20 protein-coding genes are annotated in these 17,350 nt (G+C 36.7%); 5 read left to right on the forward strand and 15 right to left on the reverse strand.

The window, feature by feature from the left end; genetic code table 11:
* Window positions 1-2 precede the first annotated feature (2 nt).
* From mtaB to EO121_RS00400, 4 genes are all read left to right on the forward strand, one after another.
* Window positions 3-1,304 (forward strand): tRNA (N(6)-L-threonylcarbamoyladenosine(37)-C(2))-methylthiotransferase MtaB, encoded by a 1,302-nt coding sequence (mtaB, locus tag EO121_RS00385; protein WP_127165236.1) that lies wholly within the window; start codon window positions 3-5, stop codon window positions 1,302-1,304.
* Window positions 1,305-1,474: 170 nt separating this feature from the next.
* Window positions 1,475-1,825 (forward strand): histidine triad nucleotide-binding protein, encoded by a 351-nt coding sequence (locus EO121_RS00390; protein ID WP_127135322.1) that lies wholly within the window; start codon window positions 1,475-1,477, stop codon window positions 1,823-1,825.
* 14 nt (window positions 1,826-1,839) lie between these two features.
* On the forward strand, window positions 1,840-3,351 hold the full coding sequence (gene pepD / locus EO121_RS00395; protein ID WP_127165238.1) for a beta-Ala-His dipeptidase: 1,512 nt from the start codon (window positions 1,840-1,842) through the stop codon (window positions 3,349-3,351).
* Between the two features lie 133 nt (window positions 3,352-3,484).
* Entirely contained in the window at window positions 3,485-4,480 is a 996-nt protein-coding gene (locus EO121_RS00400; protein ID WP_127162394.1) for a site-specific integrase, read from the forward strand.
* 237 nt (window positions 4,481-4,717) lie between these two features.
* On the opposite strand, the gene EO121_RS00405 is transcribed toward EO121_RS00400, so the two are convergent.
* A complete protein-coding gene (locus tag EO121_RS00405; RefSeq protein WP_127165240.1) occupies window positions 4,718-5,035 on the reverse strand; it encodes a LysM peptidoglycan-binding domain-containing protein in 318 nt (105 codons plus the stop codon).
* 197 nt (window positions 5,036-5,232) lie between these two features.
* Between EO121_RS00405 and lexA the strand changes: the two genes are divergently transcribed.
* A complete protein-coding gene (gene lexA / locus EO121_RS00410; RefSeq protein ID WP_062402761.1) occupies window positions 5,233-5,913 on the forward strand; it encodes a transcriptional repressor LexA in 681 nt (226 codons plus the stop codon).
* A 65-nt stretch (window positions 5,914-5,978) separates the two neighbouring features.
* Here lexA and dapA read toward each other — a convergent pair whose 3' ends face one another.
* The 14 genes from dapA to EO121_RS00480 form a co-directional block, all read right to left on the reverse strand.
* Window positions 5,979-6,863: a 4-hydroxy-tetrahydrodipicolinate synthase gene (gene dapA, locus EO121_RS00415; protein ID WP_127165242.1), complete on the reverse strand. Its 885-nt coding sequence runs from the start codon at window positions 6,861-6,863 to the stop codon at window positions 5,979-5,981.
* Window positions 6,864-6,887: 24 nt separating this feature from the next.
* Complete coding sequence (locus EO121_RS00420; protein ID WP_127060812.1) at window positions 6,888-7,919, reverse strand: aspartate-semialdehyde dehydrogenase; 1,032 nt, start codon at window positions 7,917-7,919, stop codon at window positions 6,888-6,890.
* A 91-nt stretch (window positions 7,920-8,010) separates the two neighbouring features.
* Window positions 8,011-8,805 carry a 4-hydroxy-tetrahydrodipicolinate reductase gene (dapB, locus tag EO121_RS00425; protein WP_127165244.1) on the reverse strand — a complete coding sequence of 265 codons (795 nt, stop codon included), beginning with the start codon at window positions 8,803-8,805 and terminating at the stop codon, window positions 8,011-8,013.
* An 8-nt stretch (window positions 8,806-8,813) separates the two neighbouring features.
* Window positions 8,814-10,490, reverse strand: a complete 1,677-nt coding sequence (gene recN / locus EO121_RS00430) for a DNA repair protein RecN (protein WP_127165246.1) — start codon at window positions 10,488-10,490, stop codon at window positions 8,814-8,816.
* Window position 10,491: 1 nt separating this feature from the next.
* Window positions 10,492-10,947, reverse strand: a complete 456-nt coding sequence (gene argR / locus EO121_RS00435) for an arginine repressor (RefSeq protein ID WP_127160129.1) — start codon at window positions 10,945-10,947, stop codon at window positions 10,492-10,494.
* A complete protein-coding gene (locus EO121_RS00440) occupies window positions 10,947-11,522 on the reverse strand; it encodes a class I SAM-dependent methyltransferase (RefSeq protein ID WP_127165248.1) in 576 nt (191 codons plus the stop codon). Before EO121_RS00440 ends, argR begins: the two co-directional genes overlap by 1 nt.
* On the reverse strand, window positions 11,519-12,397 hold the full coding sequence (locus tag EO121_RS00445) for an NAD(+)/NADH kinase (protein WP_127165250.1): 879 nt from the start codon (window positions 12,395-12,397) through the stop codon (window positions 11,519-11,521). Before EO121_RS00445 ends, EO121_RS00440 begins: the two co-directional genes overlap by 4 nt.
* Window positions 12,398-12,405: 8 nt before the next feature.
* Window positions 12,406-13,209, reverse strand: a complete 804-nt coding sequence (locus EO121_RS00450) for a TlyA family RNA methyltransferase (RefSeq protein WP_127165252.1) — start codon at window positions 13,207-13,209, stop codon at window positions 12,406-12,408.
* Between the two features lie 9 nt (window positions 13,210-13,218).
* Window positions 13,219-14,097, reverse strand: coding sequence for a polyprenyl synthetase family protein (locus EO121_RS00455; protein WP_127165253.1), 879 nt, complete (start codon window positions 14,095-14,097; stop codon window positions 13,219-13,221).
* A gap of 83 nt (window positions 14,098-14,180) precedes the next feature.
* Window positions 14,181-14,390: an exodeoxyribonuclease VII small subunit gene (gene xseB, locus EO121_RS00460; protein WP_062402788.1), complete on the reverse strand. Its 210-nt coding sequence runs from the start codon at window positions 14,388-14,390 to the stop codon at window positions 14,181-14,183.
* Window positions 14,383-15,588, reverse strand: coding sequence for an exodeoxyribonuclease VII large subunit (gene xseA / locus EO121_RS00465; RefSeq protein WP_127165255.1), 1,206 nt, complete (start codon window positions 15,586-15,588; stop codon window positions 14,383-14,385). The genes xseB and xseA overlap by 8 nt, the downstream gene beginning before the upstream one ends.
* Window position 15,589: 1 nt before the next feature.
* Window positions 15,590-16,582 (reverse strand): metallohydrolase, encoded by a 993-nt coding sequence (locus tag EO121_RS00470; RefSeq protein WP_127165257.1) that lies wholly within the window; start codon window positions 16,580-16,582, stop codon window positions 15,590-15,592.
* Between the two features lies 1 nt (window position 16,583).
* Window positions 16,584-16,982 (reverse strand): transcription antitermination factor NusB, encoded by a 399-nt coding sequence (gene nusB / locus EO121_RS00475; RefSeq protein ID WP_127165259.1) that lies wholly within the window; start codon window positions 16,980-16,982, stop codon window positions 16,584-16,586.
* The gene (locus EO121_RS00480) at window positions 16,969-17,349 is read right to left on the reverse strand and encodes an Asp23/Gls24 family envelope stress response protein (protein WP_127165260.1); all 381 of its coding nucleotides are present in this window, start codon (window positions 17,347-17,349) and stop codon (window positions 16,969-16,971) included. Before EO121_RS00480 ends, nusB begins: the two co-directional genes overlap by 14 nt.
* Window position 17,350: the final 1 nt, after the last annotated feature.

Raw genomic sequence — 17,350 nt, forward strand, 5'->3', positions numbered from 1 at the left:
TCATGAAGACAGTTGCATTTACTACCTTAGGGTGTCGTGTCAATCAATATGATACGGATGCCATGAAAGGTTTATTTATAAAAGCAGGATATACTCCTGTTGGTTTCGATGAAGAAGCCTCTATTTACGTGATTAATACTTGTTCTGTAACCAATATGGGAGAGAAAAAATCACGCCAATTAATCCGACAAGCAAAGCGCCGTAATCCAGAAGCCTTTATTGTAGTCACAGGCTGTTATGCCCAATTGGCGCCAGAAGTAATTTCTGCTATCGATGGGGTTAACCTTGTCATCGGTACGGCAAACCGGAATAAAATCGTGGAATTAGTAGAAAATATTCCATCCACAGAAGAACAGATTTCCATCGTTCGTAATGTGATGGAAGAGTCTACCTTTGAAGAAATGCCTTTATTTGGCAATGAAATCGAAAAATGTCGGGCTTTCATGAAGATACAAGAAGGATGTAATAATTTCTGTTCCTTCTGTATCATTCCATATACACGAGGAAAATTAAAGTCTAGAAAAATTGAAGATATTGTAGAAGAAGCAAAACGCCTAGTTGCCTATGGGTATAAAGAGGTTGTCTTGACAGGTATTCATTTAGGTAACTATGGTATCGAACTACCAGAGAGACCAACTTTAGGCCGTGTTGTGCGTGAATTATTGACCATTGATGGGTTAGAACGCATTCGCTTTGGTTCTATTGAATCTGTAGAAGTATCGGAAGAATTAATCGAGTTAATGGCAACGAACCCTCGTGTATGCCCTAATTTACATCTTCCTTTACAAGCTGGTTCAGATCCTGTGTTGAAAGCTATGAACCGTCACTATAATTTGCAACAATACAAAGACTTAGTGAAGTATTTACGTAGCCGCATTCCAAATCTATCCATTACAACTGATATTATCGCTGGTTTTCCAGGTGAAACAGACGAATTATTTGAGGAAACCATGCGTACAGTGAAAGAAGTTGGCTTTACGCATATCCACGCTTTCCCATATTCGATTCGAGAAGGTACACCAGCTGCTAAGATGGAAGACCAAGTTCCAGAAGCCGTGAAAAAGACACGTGTAGCCTTATTAAATCAACTTGGCAAGGAAGGCTTTAAAGCCTATGCAAACCGTTTCCTTAACCAACCTGTTAAGGTTCTCATCGAACAATGCGATGACTTTTACTATTATGGATTAACCAATGAATATGTACATAGTAAAATACCTAAACAAGACCATACATTTAACGTAGGGGATATAGTAAGCGGTAAAGTGACAGAAGTACATAGTGATGTGGTGTTAGTGGAAATTTAGAACTAATTTGGTACGAGATTTATCATCCAATGGATAGAAATCTTGGAACATATATAAAGGTAAATTGACCATTATTTTAAAAAATAAATAATAGACTATATAGAATATTTTTGATATAGTTAATATCATAGTATGTAAGTATCATACAGTAGATAAGAAAGGGGACTCCCATGAAAGAAGATTGCTTATTTTGTAAAATTATTAATAAAGAAATTCCAGCTAAGGTTGTATTAGAAAATGACAAATTCTTAGCATTCCATGATATTGCTCCCGTAGCACCTGTGCATGTGTTGATCATTCCTAAAAACCATGTGTCTAATATTGCGCATTTAAATGAAAATAATGAAGCCTATGTGGAAGGTATCTTACCCTTTGCTAAATTGGTTGCAAAGGAATTAGGTCTTGCTGCTGATGGATATCGCTTAACATTAAATACAGGTGCGAAAGCAGGTCAAACTGTATTCCATTTACATGCACATTTGATGGGCGGTAAAGAATTAGGTTGGCCAAATATTGACTAATCTAGGAGGAACAAGTGTCAATAGAACAAACTATCATGAATCAATATAATGTGGATAATATTCTGCATTACTTTCAAGAAATCGCTAATATTCCTAGAAAATCTGGGCATGAACAAGCTATTTCTAACTATATAAAGAACTGGGCGCTAAACTTGGGCTTAGATGTATTCCAAGATGAACAGTATAATCTAATCATTAAAAAAGCTGGCACAAAAGGTTATGAGAATCATGAACCAGTGATTTTACAAGGTCATATGGACATGGTGTGCACGAAATTAGAGTCTGTGGAGCATGACTTTATTAACAGCCCTATCGCCTTGCATGTAGAGGATGGTATCTTACATGCCAATGGAACTACGTTAGGGGCAGATGATGGCTTTGCAGTAGCCTATGGCATGGCTATCTTAGCATCTACAATGATTCCACATCCTCCGTTAGAGGTAGTATTCACTGTAGAAGAAGAAACTACTTTCAAAGGTGTAAAAACATTAGATTACAGTCATTTACAAGGCAAATGTCTCATCAATATGGATGGAGAACGTATGAATGAAGTGACCATCGGCAGTGCTGGCGGTCATGGTTCTACCGTAACATTGCCTATTGCACAAGTATCTGTGAATAATGAAATGACCAAGCGTAGAATCACGATAGAAGGATTAAAAGGTGGACATTCTGGTTGTGATATCCATTTAGGGCGGGGTAATGCCATTTATATCCTATCTAAGGTATTAGAACGTATCACAGGGGAACATAACATTCGCATCACTGAAGTAAGCGGTGGCAGTGCGCCTAATGCAATTCCATTACGTGCTTATGCGGATGTGTATCTACATTTACAGGATGTGCCGTATGTACAAGTTCTTTTACAAGAAGAACAAGATAAGTGGAATGCTCACTATGCATCGGCTGGTGAAAGTATGACAATATCTTTATCTGTTGTCCCTAAAATAAATCGTGAAGATTTAGTGGAATTAGATTTAGATGCTATCACCATGGAACGAGCTTTCAGCGGTGACACTGTACAAAAACTATGTGCTCTTATTCAAGGAATTGAACAAGGCGTATTACAACATGCTCCTGATAATCCGGATGAAGTATGGTATTCTAATAATATTGGTGTTTTGGGTATGGCGGATGATGCTGTTTACCTTAAAATGCAAGTACGCAGTACAGATACGAAAAACCTAGAGACTCATTATAAAGGGTTAGCGCAATTGGCAGAAACTCATGGTGCTACGACGTCCCTTGAAAGCCCATATCCAGGCTGGCTACCAACATTTGATAGTCCATTACAACAAGCCTATCAAAAGGCATATGAATCTGTGACAGGTGCTACAGACTTACAGTTCAATGTGATCCATGCAGGTCTTGAAGTTGGCTACATGTTAGATAATTTACAAGGCCCTGTAGATGCTATTAACATTGGGCCAAACATTCATGACTTACATGCACCTACAGAACGTATGGAGTTAGAAAGTTTTGTTACTACTTGGAATGTATTGAAAGAGTTCTTAAAAAGCTTATAAAACAACATATTTGCCATTTATTTTGGCTTATGATATAATTACTTCCGATAACGATATATTATCGGAAGTAATTTTTTAGTTTAAAATAGCTATATAGGTACCAACAGCTCTATATAGTACATTTGAGGTGCTTATGAGTCAATCTAATACACACTTCTATTTACGCAATTATAAAGAGATTATGAACAACTCCAAGCTTAGCGATAAGGCTAAGTCTAGTATTCTATTATCTAAAGCAGAAAATACTGTAGATGCCTACGAATCTGATTGGATGGATTTTGTGGATTGGTGTCAACATAAACAAGAATCTTTTTTTCCAAGCTCACCAGAAATCATTGTCAATTATATCAATGATTTAGCTGATTATGCTAAAGCTAATACTATATCACGTCGCATTAGCGCCTTATCGGAAAACTTTAATGCTTCTGGTATTGAAAGTAACCCTTGTAGCGCTCCTATCGTTAAACAAGCGATGCGAGGTATACGTCGGTCTTTAGGCACTTACCAGCAAGGTAAAACACCTGTACTACTGGATGATCTTATGGATATAATAGACTATATGGAAACTGCCGATATAGCACCTATACAAAAACTACGTGATAAAGCTATATTATTATTAGGTTTTATGGGAGCCTTTCGACGTAGCGAATTATCGGCATTAACCGTAGAATCTTTAAAGTTTTTGCCACAAGGATTAGAAATCTTCGTATCCAGTTCAAAAGCCGACCAAGAAGGGCAAGGTGCTATCGTAGCCATACCATATATCGAAAATGACTCATTATGCGCTGTAAAGGCTGTCAAAGCATGGCTAAGATATGTTCCTATTACTACAGGTCCAGTTTTTAGAGGTTTTACGAAAAGTATGGGGATACGAAAAACTGCTATCAGCGATAAAAGCATTGCTGATATTGTAAAATACTATATGGCAGCTATTGGTGAAGATCCATCCTTATATGGAGCTCACAGTCTACGTCATGGCTTTGCTACTACCGCAGCTCATCATGGCGTGGAAGAACGTAATATTATGAAACAAACTCGACACCATAGTGTCAATATGGTACGGCGATATATTAATGAAGCCAATAAATTTGTAGATAATCCTGTATCTTCTATATTCAAGCCTAAATAACACCATATTAACTACATATTACTTGAGTTAGATGATGTATATTGAATCTCTATATAGGCGTACATAGACTATATAATACAGAAAATAATCAGATACAATTCTGTCTCCAAAACATGAGAAAGAACAGACAAAAAAGACTGCATACCCCTATGAATAATACATAGGATATACAGTCTTTTTATTCTATCATTCAATATATATATTTTAATATTTTACCGAACATACACATGCTATAATTTAATTATTTGCCCAAGCTGTAATAAAACCGAACATAGTTTTTTCTTTCAGTGTAGGAATCATTAAAGTTTCTCCAGCACGTAATGCCTTACCATGTTGTAAATGATTAATTTCTTCGATCGCTACGATATACTCGCGAATATCAATATCTTCAGTTTGTGCCAATGCCTTTTGAGAGATACTCCATAAGGTGTCCCCAGCATCTACTTGTACAGCTTTAATATTTTGAGTATCCATCTCTAATGTTGTAGTATTAATCATACCATTTACTACAAATACCATAGCTACCATCAGTAAAATAGAAAATAATTTATTCATAATATATACCTCTCTCTAATAATATCGAACAAAATAAATAGTACATCTGTTTGTTTATGTTCATATTTTAACACACATACAAATGTTCGGTCAAGCATAATTTTTTAGAACGCATATTTGACAATTTTCGATATTAAATTTATAATAGGTATATATGAATTAAGTTCCATAATACTGTAGAATGAGAGGTTATTCCCTTGAGACGTCCTGCCACTGATATAAATAGCAAACAACAAAGAATATTAGATTTTATTATTGAAAGTTTACAACAGCGCTATCGCTGCCCAAGTGTTCGTGAAATTGGCGATCATATGGGGTTAAGCTCCACTTCTACTGTTCAAAGTCATTTAAATACATTAGAAAAATTTGGCTATATTACTCGTGATGCTAATAAGAATCGCTCTATTACCGTTGTAAATATGCCTGATGTACCTGCTTTAGAAATGGATGAAGAAACTCACGAAGTTACGTCAAGCCCTGAATTTAATTTTTTAGAGGCTGGCCTTCGTCGTGTCCCTTTGATTGGAACTGTACAAGCAGGTCTTCCTGTAACAGCTATTGAAAACCGTGAAGATGAGTTCGTATTACCTACTGCTCTATTAGGTAGCTCTGAATGCTTCTTATTACGTGTTCGTGGCGAATCCATGCGAGATATCGGTATGTATGAAGGTGATTTGCTTATCGTTCGCAATCAATCCACTGCCAACAATGGGGATATCGTAGTTGCTCGAATTGATGATGAAGCCACTGTGAAACGCTTTTATAAAGAGTCTGACCATATTCGTTTAATGCCAGAAAACGAAGAGTTTCAGCCTATCATCACACGTAATTGTGTGATTGAAGGTCGAGTGATTGGGCTCATTCGTGACCATATTTAATCTAATATACTAAAAAAAAAGATAGTAGTCTTTAATAAGACTACTATCTTTTTCTTTTTAAATTTTTATTGTTTATATGATTCTATAGCTGCATCGATGATCTGCGCTTCTTCTACAGATGGATCACATAATGGTAATAGTAATGGCCCTGTTGTAAATCCTAATTGCTTCATCGCATATTTTACAGGAATAGGATTTGTGGTAATAAACATAGCTTTTAAGATAGGTACCAAGGATAGCTCAATAGCTCTTGCTTCTTTTACCTTTCCTTGTCTGAATAATCCTATCATCTCTTGCATTTCATTTCCTACAATATGTGCGGCCACAGAAATAACTCCGGCTCCTCCATTTTGTATCACATCTAATGTTAATGCATCATCACCAGAATAAATCATGAAATCATCACTTGGTAGTAATGCACGAATTTGTTGAGAAATACTAATATCACCTGTAGCTTCTTTAATAGATGTAATATTAGGGCATTCATTAGCTAATCTAGCTACTGTTTGTGGTTCTATACGACCACCTGTTCGACCCGGTACATTATATAGCATAACGGGTAAATCAGTACTGTCTGCAACTGCTTTAAAATGTAAATAACAACCTTCTTGATTGGGTTTGTTATAATATGGTACCACAGCCATCACGCCATGAACACCAGTATGGCTAGCAGCCTTCGTTAAAGCGATCGATTTTTTAGTAGAATTACTACCTGTATTCGCAATAATGGCAGCACGATGACCATACTCTTTAGCGATTAATGTAAATAGCTCAAGTTTATCACGATCATCAATATTTGGGCCTTCACCAGTAGTGCCACATACAATTAAGCCATCAGAACCATTGTCCAACAAGTATCCGGCTAGACGTAGTGCTTCTTGAAAATTTACATGACCATCGTCAGTAAAAGGAGTGATCATTGCTGTTAAGATATTTCCAAATGTTGTCATCTTAGCACCCCCTGAAATATATAATTAGAAAGATTGATGTTCTACCAAGTATTCTGCAATTTGTAATGCATTTAATGCAGCACCCTTACGAATTTGATCTCCTACAATCCAAAAATTCATAGCATGCTCGTTAAATAAATCTTTACGAATGCGGCCGATTTCACAATCATTTTGATTCGATGTATATAAAGGCATTGGATATTCTTGTGCTGCTGGATTATCGTTCACACGTAAACCAGGGAATTTTTCACAAGCAGCTTTGAAATCTTCTACAGATACTGGAGATTCTGTCTTTACTAATACAGATTCAGAATGAGAGCGATATACTGGTACACGTACTGTAGTCGGTACTACAGCAATAGTGTCATCATGGAAAATCTTTTGTGTTTCCAATACCATTTTCATTTCTTCTTTAGAGTATCCATTTTCCATGAATACATCAATTTGCGGAATTAAATTAAAAGCGATTGGATAATGTTTGTCCATAGAGCCTGTAGGTAATAAATTAGCTACCATATCTTCCCCTGCAACATGTTGAGCTACTTGGGAATCTAATTCTTCAATCCCCTCTTTACCAGCGCCAGATACAGCTTGGTATGTGCTGACAACAACACGTTTAATAGGAGATAAGTCATGCAATGGCTTTAATCCTAAAGCCATGATAATAGTGGAACAATTAGGGTTAGCAATAATTCCTTTATGCGTATCAATATCCTCTGGGTTTACTTCTGGTACTACTAATGGAACGTCTGGATCCATACGGAAAGCGCTGGAGTTATCGATAACAATAGCACCACGTTTAGCAGCTTCTGGAGCCAATGTTTTAGAAATAGAACCTCCTGCAAATAAAGCAATATCTACACCTTCAAAAGATTCTGGTTTTGCCTCTTCCACCACATAGTCTTTCCCATCTACTGTCAACACTTTACCCGCAGAACGAGCAGATGCTAACAACTTAATGCTTTCATAAGGAAATTTACGTTCTTCAATTAATGTAATAAACTCTTGTCCTACTGCACCAGTAGCACCTAATATGGCTAAATGAGGTTTTCTCATAGTGACTCCTTAATATTAATAACTTAATGTATAGTTATATGTATTATACTATTTAAGTTTTTCTTTAGCAAGAATTATATAGAATATAGAATTATAAATAATGTTCTAATCCATAAGTTAAGCCTGCAAAATCTTTGATTTTTTTACAAGCTAGTACCACACCAGGCATAAAGGATAAGCGGCTTAATGAATCATGACGAATCACCAATGTTTCATCATATCCACCAAAAATAACTTCTTGATGTGCCACATAACCTGGCAAACGAACACTGTGAATTGTCACATCATCCACCTTAGCACCTCGAGCACCTGGTAGACTCTCACGAGTTAAATCTTCAGCAGCTTTCACATTTGCTTTATGTTTTGCGTCATTGATCAATTTAGCCGTTAATACAGCTGTACCAGAAGGTGCATCATATTTATGATTATGATGTAATTCAATAATCTCCACATCTGGAAAATACGGAGCTAGTTCCGCTGCCGTTTTCATCATCATCACCGCACCTAACGAGAAATTAGGAGCTACCAAACAATTCGCATTATGTGCTCTACCAATGGAATCTAATTCTTGGCGCTGTGCTTCTGTAAGACCAGTTGTACCAATCACAACATGAATTCCTTTTGTTAGCATAAGTTTTGCATTTTCAAAAATAATGGCTGGCGTTGTAAAGTCCACAATCACATCTGGATGTACGGCTTCAATAGCTTCCTCTAATTGACTGTAGATTTTACAGTCTAAAGGACTAGTGCCCATAAATTCACTAACATCTTTACCTCCATGGCTAGGATCTACCCCCCCCACTAAGGTTAACTCTGTATCATTATGAACAGCTTTTAGAACCTCACGGCCCATTTTGCCAGCTGCTCCATTTACTAAAACTTTCATTGTTCCTCCTAGAGTAATTCCTGTTGAAAGTATTGAATCATTTCTTTTGCTGTTTCTAAGGCTGTATCTGAGAAAGATTGGCCTGACATCATACGGGCAATTTGTGCAACATGTTCCTCTTCTGAAAGGATGGTAACTTTAGAAATAGTTCGACCTTCTTCTTCTACCTTGTGTAGATGATAATGTTGTTTTGCCACGCTTGCTGTTTGTGGTAAGTGCGTAATACAGAATACCTGATTACCAGAACTTAACTGTAGAATTTGTTTAGCCACTTGTAAGGCTATATCACCGCTAATACCTACATCAATTTCGTCAAATACTAATGTCTTACGAGTTGCTTTATTAAATACGGATTTAAAAGCTAAGGCGATACGCGCTAATTCACCGCCAGAGGCAACTTTATGTAGTGGTAATAAAGCTTCCCCTGCATTGGCAGAAAACAATAGCTCTATCCGGCTCGCTCCCAAAGGAGATAAAATCTCAGTACCTTCTATGACAAATTCTAACTTTGCCTTTGGCATACCTAATTGAGTTATGTTTTGCTGTAAGGCATCAGTAATCTCTTTATGATGAGCATAACGTATTTTTGTAAGCCTTTCTAAAGCTTGTACCGCTTGTGTTTGTAAGGTTTCCACGCGTTCCACTAACTGCGATTCTTCACTTTCCTCTGATTCTAGTAATTCTAATCGCATTTGTGCCATTTCTTCAAAGGCTAATATTTTTTCAATAGTGTCTCCATATTTACGTTTTAAATTGTAAATAAGTGTATCTCTCTCTTGTAAGTAAAAATAACGCTCTTCGTCATAGCTAATGGAATCACGGTATCTATCTAACGCTTGTGCAGCCTCTTCTAATTGATAATAGGCGGATCGCAATAACTCAGCTATTTCTTCCATGTCTTTATCATATTTTACAAGATCAGTCACTTCATTAGTAACACTATTTAAACCATCAATCAGGGGAGTTCTGCCCCCATAGATACCATCATAACAATTAGAAATTGTAGATTGAAGATGCTCATAGTTATCTAATCTTTCTAATTCTTTCGATACAGCCGTATCTTCATTAGTTTGTAATTGGGCTTCTTCAATTTCATCAATCTGAAACCTCAACATATCTAATTCACGAATTCTTTGTGCCGACTCTTCACGCAATGTTTCTAATTGTCGCTTTGCACTGGCATACTCAGTATAGGCTGTTACGTAATTTTCATAAGCCTTCGTGGCATCATCATTATACGAATCTAAATAGATATGATGTGTTTCCGGTAATAAGAGCTGTTGGTTACTATATTGACCATGAATATCTGCTAAATAGGTGCCGATTTCACGTAATGCCTTCAATGGAATCACTTGGTCATTAGCTAAAATTTGTGATTTACCGTTTCGATTAAAAGTTCTAGATAAAATTAAAGTGTCTTCTTCTACTAAAATATTTTTATTGACTAACAGTTCTTGTAATGAGGTATCTCCAGTAATGTCAAAAACACCTTCAATGAGAAAAGAGTCCTTTTCATGACGAATAAATTCATTACTAGCTCTTTCCCCTAATAAAATGGAAAATGCATCCATCAAAATTGACTTACCTGAACCTGTTTCCCCAGTAAAAATAGTAATACCCTTGGCAAACTCTAACTGCATATGTTCGATGAGGGCAAAATTTTTAATCCCCATACGTACTAGCATATTAATCCCTCATTAAGTCTTGCATACGTTCTAATACCAATTCTACACTTTCTACAGAATTGCAAATTAATAGAATCGTATCATCTCCTGCAATTGTTCCTATTACTTCGGGCCATTTTGCATGGTCAATGGCAAATGCCACAGATTGTGCGGATCCTGGCAAAGTATGTAATACTACTTGATTTAAGACGTGCTCGATACGCAAAATGGAATCTTGGAACAAGCGATTGATGCGAGTTCTAGATAACATGATATTTTCTTCAGGAGATAAGGCATATCGATAGCGTCCATCTCCTGTAGGAACTTTAATTAACATTAATTCCTTAATATCACGTGATACTGTTGCTTGTGTAACAGTAATCCCTTCTTCTACCAAAGCTTGTGCTAACTCTTCTTGTGTTTCAATAGCCTTAGTTTGAATAATTTCTTTTATCTTATTATAACGAAAACGTTTCATTATTTCCTCCGACGAATAATATATAAAATAGGTGGTTGATTCGCTTGATTTAATGGTCGCCACGTACTACAGTGAAACTCTTTTTGATTCATAGACGCTATATATTCTTCTAGGTCTTCTGCTTCTTTACGACCAGCTTCTGTTCCAGGATACGCTACAATGGTACATAAACCATGTACTGAAAGTTTTGCCAATCCCTTTGATACAGCTTTAATTGTTGATGTAGATTGGGTCATAATTTGATGGTCTGCATTCGGTAAATACCCTAAATTAGCTACCATTAAATCGATAGTAGATACAGGAAGTGTTTCCAGAACACTATCATGTGATCCCAATATCAATTCAACTTGCTTCATAGCCTGCGGAAGTTCTTTCAAAAGCTTTTCTTTCGTCCTTGTTAGCGCTACTTCTTGTATATCAATGGCATATACATGAGAATTTTTATGACAATGTGACAATAGATATATCGTGTCATGTCCATTGCCACAAGTAATATCTACAATAGTTCTAGCTGTAACCAGGGCGTCTAACCATAAGTGATGCTGAAATTCTACACTATGGTGTAGAGGAATCATAGAACCTCCTTAGATCGTGCTGTCAACTTTTTAAACAAAGTAGCAAAGAATTTTTGATCTTTAAATCGCACATATTTACAATATTGTGGATGCGCTTCAATATGTAGAGAATCAGTATTACTAAATTCGTAATCAAACGTACCATCTACAGAAATATGCAGATTTTTCTGACGCTCTGGCATCGTAATATCTATCTTTGCACTTTCTTTAAGTACCAAGGATACACCTTGCAATAAATGAGGTGCAATCGGTGTTACGATAAGCGAGCGATTATCTGGCGCCATAATAGGACCCCCTGCAGATAAGTTATACCCTGTAGAACCAGTGGAACACGCTACAATTAAACCATCAGCAGGATACATTTGTGTATGTCCACCATTAATCGATAAATTGATACGAGCCATTTTACCTGGTTCTGAGCGAGATACCACAATATCATTAATAGCAGGACGCAGCACGCGTTCTCCTTCTGGAGTATGCAAAGTTCCCACTAAATGAATGCGCTCTTCCACATAATAATCGCCTTTACTAATTCTTTCAATGGCCATTTCTAAATTATTAAGCTCTATTTGATTTAAAAAACCTAATTCCCCTAAATTAATACCACAAATTGGTACATTATAAGGATAGATTTGACGTGCCAATTGAATAATCGTACCATCACCACCAAAGCTAAATGCCATATCTAAATGTTCAAATACTTCTGGTCTTGGTAATAAGTGAGACTTTTCTATCCCCAATGCACATACATCATGATGTTCTAATTCTTTAGGCATATAAACTTCTATGCCGTATCTATGGCAATAGGTAATTGCTTGTGATAAAATATCTCGAATATTCTCTTTTTTCATATTAGGAAAGAAACCGATTCTCATAGATCCTCCTATAATTGATGAGCCTCCTCTACTGTGGCTGTAATAAGCCCTTCAGTAATATCTAAGGAACCCTCTACTTGTTTTGTAAAATATCCTAAAAATTCAATATTTCCTTCCATTCCTTTAATGGGAGAATAGGTTAGTCCATGTAAATATAACCCACAATCTTTAGCAATGTGTAAGATACGATCTAACACCAATCTATGTGTGGATTTTTCACGTACGATTCCACCTTTACCGACTAGTTCTTTACCAGCCTCAAACTGAGGTTTAATTAAAGCTACTAATGAGCCCGTATCTTTCAATAGGGTCGTCGCTACCGGAAGCACCTTATCTAGAGAGATAAACGCCACATCAATAGAAATAAAATCACTAAGTTCTCCTAATTGTACCGGTGTAACAGTGCGAATATTTTGTTTTTCCATGTTAATGACTCTAGGATCTTGCCGTAATTTCCAGGCTAATTGATTATATCCTACATCAATGGCGAATACTTTGGCAGCCCCATGTTGTAAGGCACAATCTGTAAACCCTCCTGTGGAAGCACCAATATCTACCATAACGGCATTCGTTAGATCGATGGGATATAACTCGATAGCTTTTTCCAACTTTAAGCCACCACGGCTCACATATGGTAAGGTATTACCTTTTACTTCCAAATGTGCATCTACTGAAACTTTAGTGCCAGCTTTATCCAATCGCTGTGTACCTGAAAAAATAAGTCCCGCCATAATAGCTGCCTTGGCTTTTTCTCTACTTTCAAATACACCACGTTGCACAAGTAGTATATCAAGACGTTCTTTTTGACTCATAGGTGTCTCCTACTGTGTGCGGTCCATTAAATATTGGACTAGACCTTCAAGAACAGGTGATGTTTGATTGGAATCGTGCAATGCTGTTAAGGCTAGATGAGCCACCTCTTGGGCTCGTTCTTTGGCGGTATCTAAGCCTAGAATAGATACATAGGTTGCTTTATGTTGACGTTCATCACTGCCAGGTGTTTTCCCTAATTCTTCTTGTGTGCCTACTACATCTAAGATATCATCGGTAATTTGGAATAATAAGCCTAAATGATCTGCATATCGTAGATATGCCTCTCTTACGGATGTAGTGGCCTCCATAATAATCAGGCCAATTTCAACAGCGGCACTAAATAATGCTCCTGTTTTACCTTTGTGTAGAACTATTAATTCATCCAATGGTAGGAATTTTCCTTCTGATTGTAGATCAAAAGCTTGACCACCTACCATTCCGCTAGGCCCTGCACCTTTTGCTAAAACATGAATGATCTGCACTACTTGTTCTGCAGATAATGTTGTATGTTTGCTAACTAATTCAAAGGCATAGGTTAATAATCCATCTCCAGCTAAAATAGCCATACCATCACCATAGACACGATGATTAGTTAGTTTTCCACGACGATAATCATCATTATCCATAGCTGGTAGATCATCATGAATTAAAGAATAGGTATGAATCAATTCAATAGCACATACTACATCTTTATAAGCTTCCCAAGATCCACCTAAAGATTCAATGACAGCTTTTGTAATAATTGGACGAATTCTTTTGCCACCCATCAATAAGCTATATTTCATGCTGTCGTATAAACGAGCATACTCCATATTAGGTGATTCTAATACAGAGGATAAATAACTTTCAATGTCTGCTTTACTTTGTTGCAAGTACTCTTTTAACATAATATCCTCAATTCTTTGAAAGATAATAATTTTTTGTATAAATATTCTAACTCTATTATACCTAAAAAAATGTACTTTGTCTCCTAATTCGTATCTACTTGTACAGTTTCAATTATTTGTTCAACTTCTTCTTCTACAAGCTGCAATAAATCAGAACATTCTTTAACTAGAGTTAATCCTTCCTTGTAAGTTTTTAACAATTCATGCATAGATAAGCTTTCGTCGTCTAGTTTTTTTACTACTTCTTCTAGGGCTGTATATTTCTTTTCGTAATTTTTAATAGATTTAGCCACGTTGTGTTACCTCCTGTACAGTTGCTTTCACAGAACCATCTTGAATATGTATATCCAATGTATCGCCAAGTTGTATATCTTGAATCGTTTGTAATGGAGCACCATTAACATCTACTTTAGCAAAGCCCTTGATGACCTTAGACAATGGATTTTTATTATCTAATTGAGTTGCTAATATGGCTAACTTACGTGATTCATCTTGAGTTTTCTTTTGTATTGCACTATGTAATAGGTGTTCGAAGCGTTGTAATATATTTTTCTGTTGATGCACCAAGTTCATGGCAGGTACAGTAATCTTGCGATTTGTAATAGAAAATAACTGTTGTTTTTCTTTTTGAATACGATACTGTACTGTATTGTGAATAAAGTCTAATTTTTGCTGTACTTCTTCTTGTAGGTCCACCAGTGGATAGATTGCTAGCTCAGCGGCATGACTTGGAGTAGCCCCTCTTACATCTGCGACAAAATCGCATAATGTATAATCTACTTCATGACCCACTGCAGATACAACCGGTGTTGTACAGTGGAATATAGCTTCTATTAAAGCTCTATCGTTAAAGCACCATAAGTCTTCCATAGAACCACCACCACGACCAACAATAATTAGATCTACATCTGGATCAGCATCTGCCATAGCTACACCACGAGCAATAATAGGGCCTGCAGTGGGTCCTTGTACAGGTACATTAAACACTTTAAATGTCACTAATGGATTGCGATGAGATGCTACGTGCAAAATATCATGTATAACTGCTCCCGATGCAGACGTAACAACGCCGATACAACTCGGTACAGGTGGCAAAGGTTGTTTGTGCCGTTCGTCAAAATACCCTAACGCATATAGTTCTTGTTTTAATTTTTCATAGGCAATTTGATAGTCACTTTTGGCACCAATACGAATGTCTTCACAAATAAAACTTAAACGACCAGTTTTTTCGTAAAAACTAATATTTCCTCGTACTTGTACTAACAAACCGTTTTCAAGGGCACCTTCCAAGCCACGTTGTTGCACTTTAGAACGCCACATAGCCATATCAATGGAGCCTGTATCATCAATGAGAGAAAAATAATAATGTCCTGTACTGTGACGTTTTACATTAGAGATAACACCTTCAACAATACAGTTTTTTAAGAGAAATTCTCCCTCTACGGTTTGCTTAATAATTTTATTTAATTCTCCAACGGAGTAAGCATCCATTCTATTCTCCTTCAACAACCTTTGCTCCATAGGCATTACCTGAGGCATTATCTGCACTATATTTAGATGATACACATAATACATCTAGATCATGATGGTGTCCCCAATGAACTAGACGATCTTGTAAGTAAGTATTAGCCATGACACCACCGGCAGTAATTAAGGTTGTAATATTATATTTTGTTAAAATATGAGATAAGGCTTTCTCTAAGGAACTTCCAATACAATGGAACACAGAGGCTGCCAAGATTTGCGCATTTTTTTCTGTACTAAATGATTCCCTATCAGTCCAATCTATAGGCCTATGTTGTAATGATTCCCACCAGCGTTGTCCAGCGCTATATGGCCCACCAAAGCTGATGGTAGATTCTTTTACTGATACAGGGAGTACCGAGTCTACATTGTATTTAATACGCCTTCCCAATGTTTCCATACTTGGGCCCGCTGGAAATTGTAATCCCATTAAAACACCTAGTCGGTCTACTAACTGGCCTCCTGCTATATCATCAGAGCCACCAACAATTTGCACTTTAAAACCACTTTTATAAATGCGTTCACAAAGAACAAATTCCGTGGTTCCTCCTGAAAGGTGCAAACTTAAAAAGGGCCCTTCTGGAATTTCACCAATTTCACGCAAGGCTGCCCATATATGATTCTCTTGATGAGAATATACATGGACAGGAACTTGTAAACAATGTCCCAGTGATTTTGCTGTATTAAGACCTACTAAGAATGCTGGCATATAGGAGTCTTCTTCTCGTCTTGGAAAACCGCTGACACCGATGGCTGAAATGGGCTGATCCAAATGTAAAGACTGAATCAGTTCACCTAAAGCACGAGTATGTTGAAATACCATTTGTGACTGTTGCAACCCTCGTTTCCCTTGCGGTACCTCTAGGAGCTTTCTAACTTCCTGAACTAATCTACCTTCCTCATCAACAAGAGCACAAGATGTAGTATAACAGCTTGTATCTATTCCTAAATAATAGGCCATATTATTGTCTCGATTTAGCTAAATTATGAAGAATAGCATTAATGTACTTATAGGAAGTCTCTCCACCAAACTCTTTTGCTAATAGAACAGCTTCATTGATGACAATTTTAGCTGGTGTATCCTCTTGTGGATGTAATAACTCCCAGGCTGCCATACGCAAAATAGTAAGTTCTACTTTAGGAAACCGCTCCATTTTACGTTTAGGAGAAAATTCTTGTAAAGCTGCATCTAATTGTTCTATTTCACTACGTACACCTACAATTAATTGCTCTGCAAATTGATTGGCTTTCCCTTGCATGTTAGTGGTATCTAACACTGTCTCCTCAACTACTTCCCCTAAAAAGGTATCTGCATAAATTGTTTCAAATGCAAATACTCTTGCTAACCTACGATGATTCATGACTAGATTCCCTTCTTTCTAAACCGTCGATGTGTACATCTACACGAACACGGTATAAGTCTAACATATTTCGTAAATCTTGCCGCACTTGTTGTTGTATTTGTCGTGCCACTTCTAATGGATGAAATCCACAATATAAACGAAGATATAAATTAATTTCTATGAAAGCTTCTCCAAAGCTATCTCGTTTATGTTTTACATTCATTCCAGGCCAACTTTTTTGCCCTAATTTTTGTGAGATACCATCAACAACACCATCAAAAAAACGCTTACTCATAGAGTGGATTTCATCGAAGGATGACAATACTCTTGCAGTGACATCTAAAATAACGGCATCTGTAATTTCTATTTCTAAATGATCTGACATA

Origin of the sequence: Veillonella sp. CHU732 (genome assembly GCF_003992085.1) — a bacterium.
Lineage (GTDB): Bacteria > Bacillota > Negativicutes > Veillonellales > Veillonellaceae > F0422.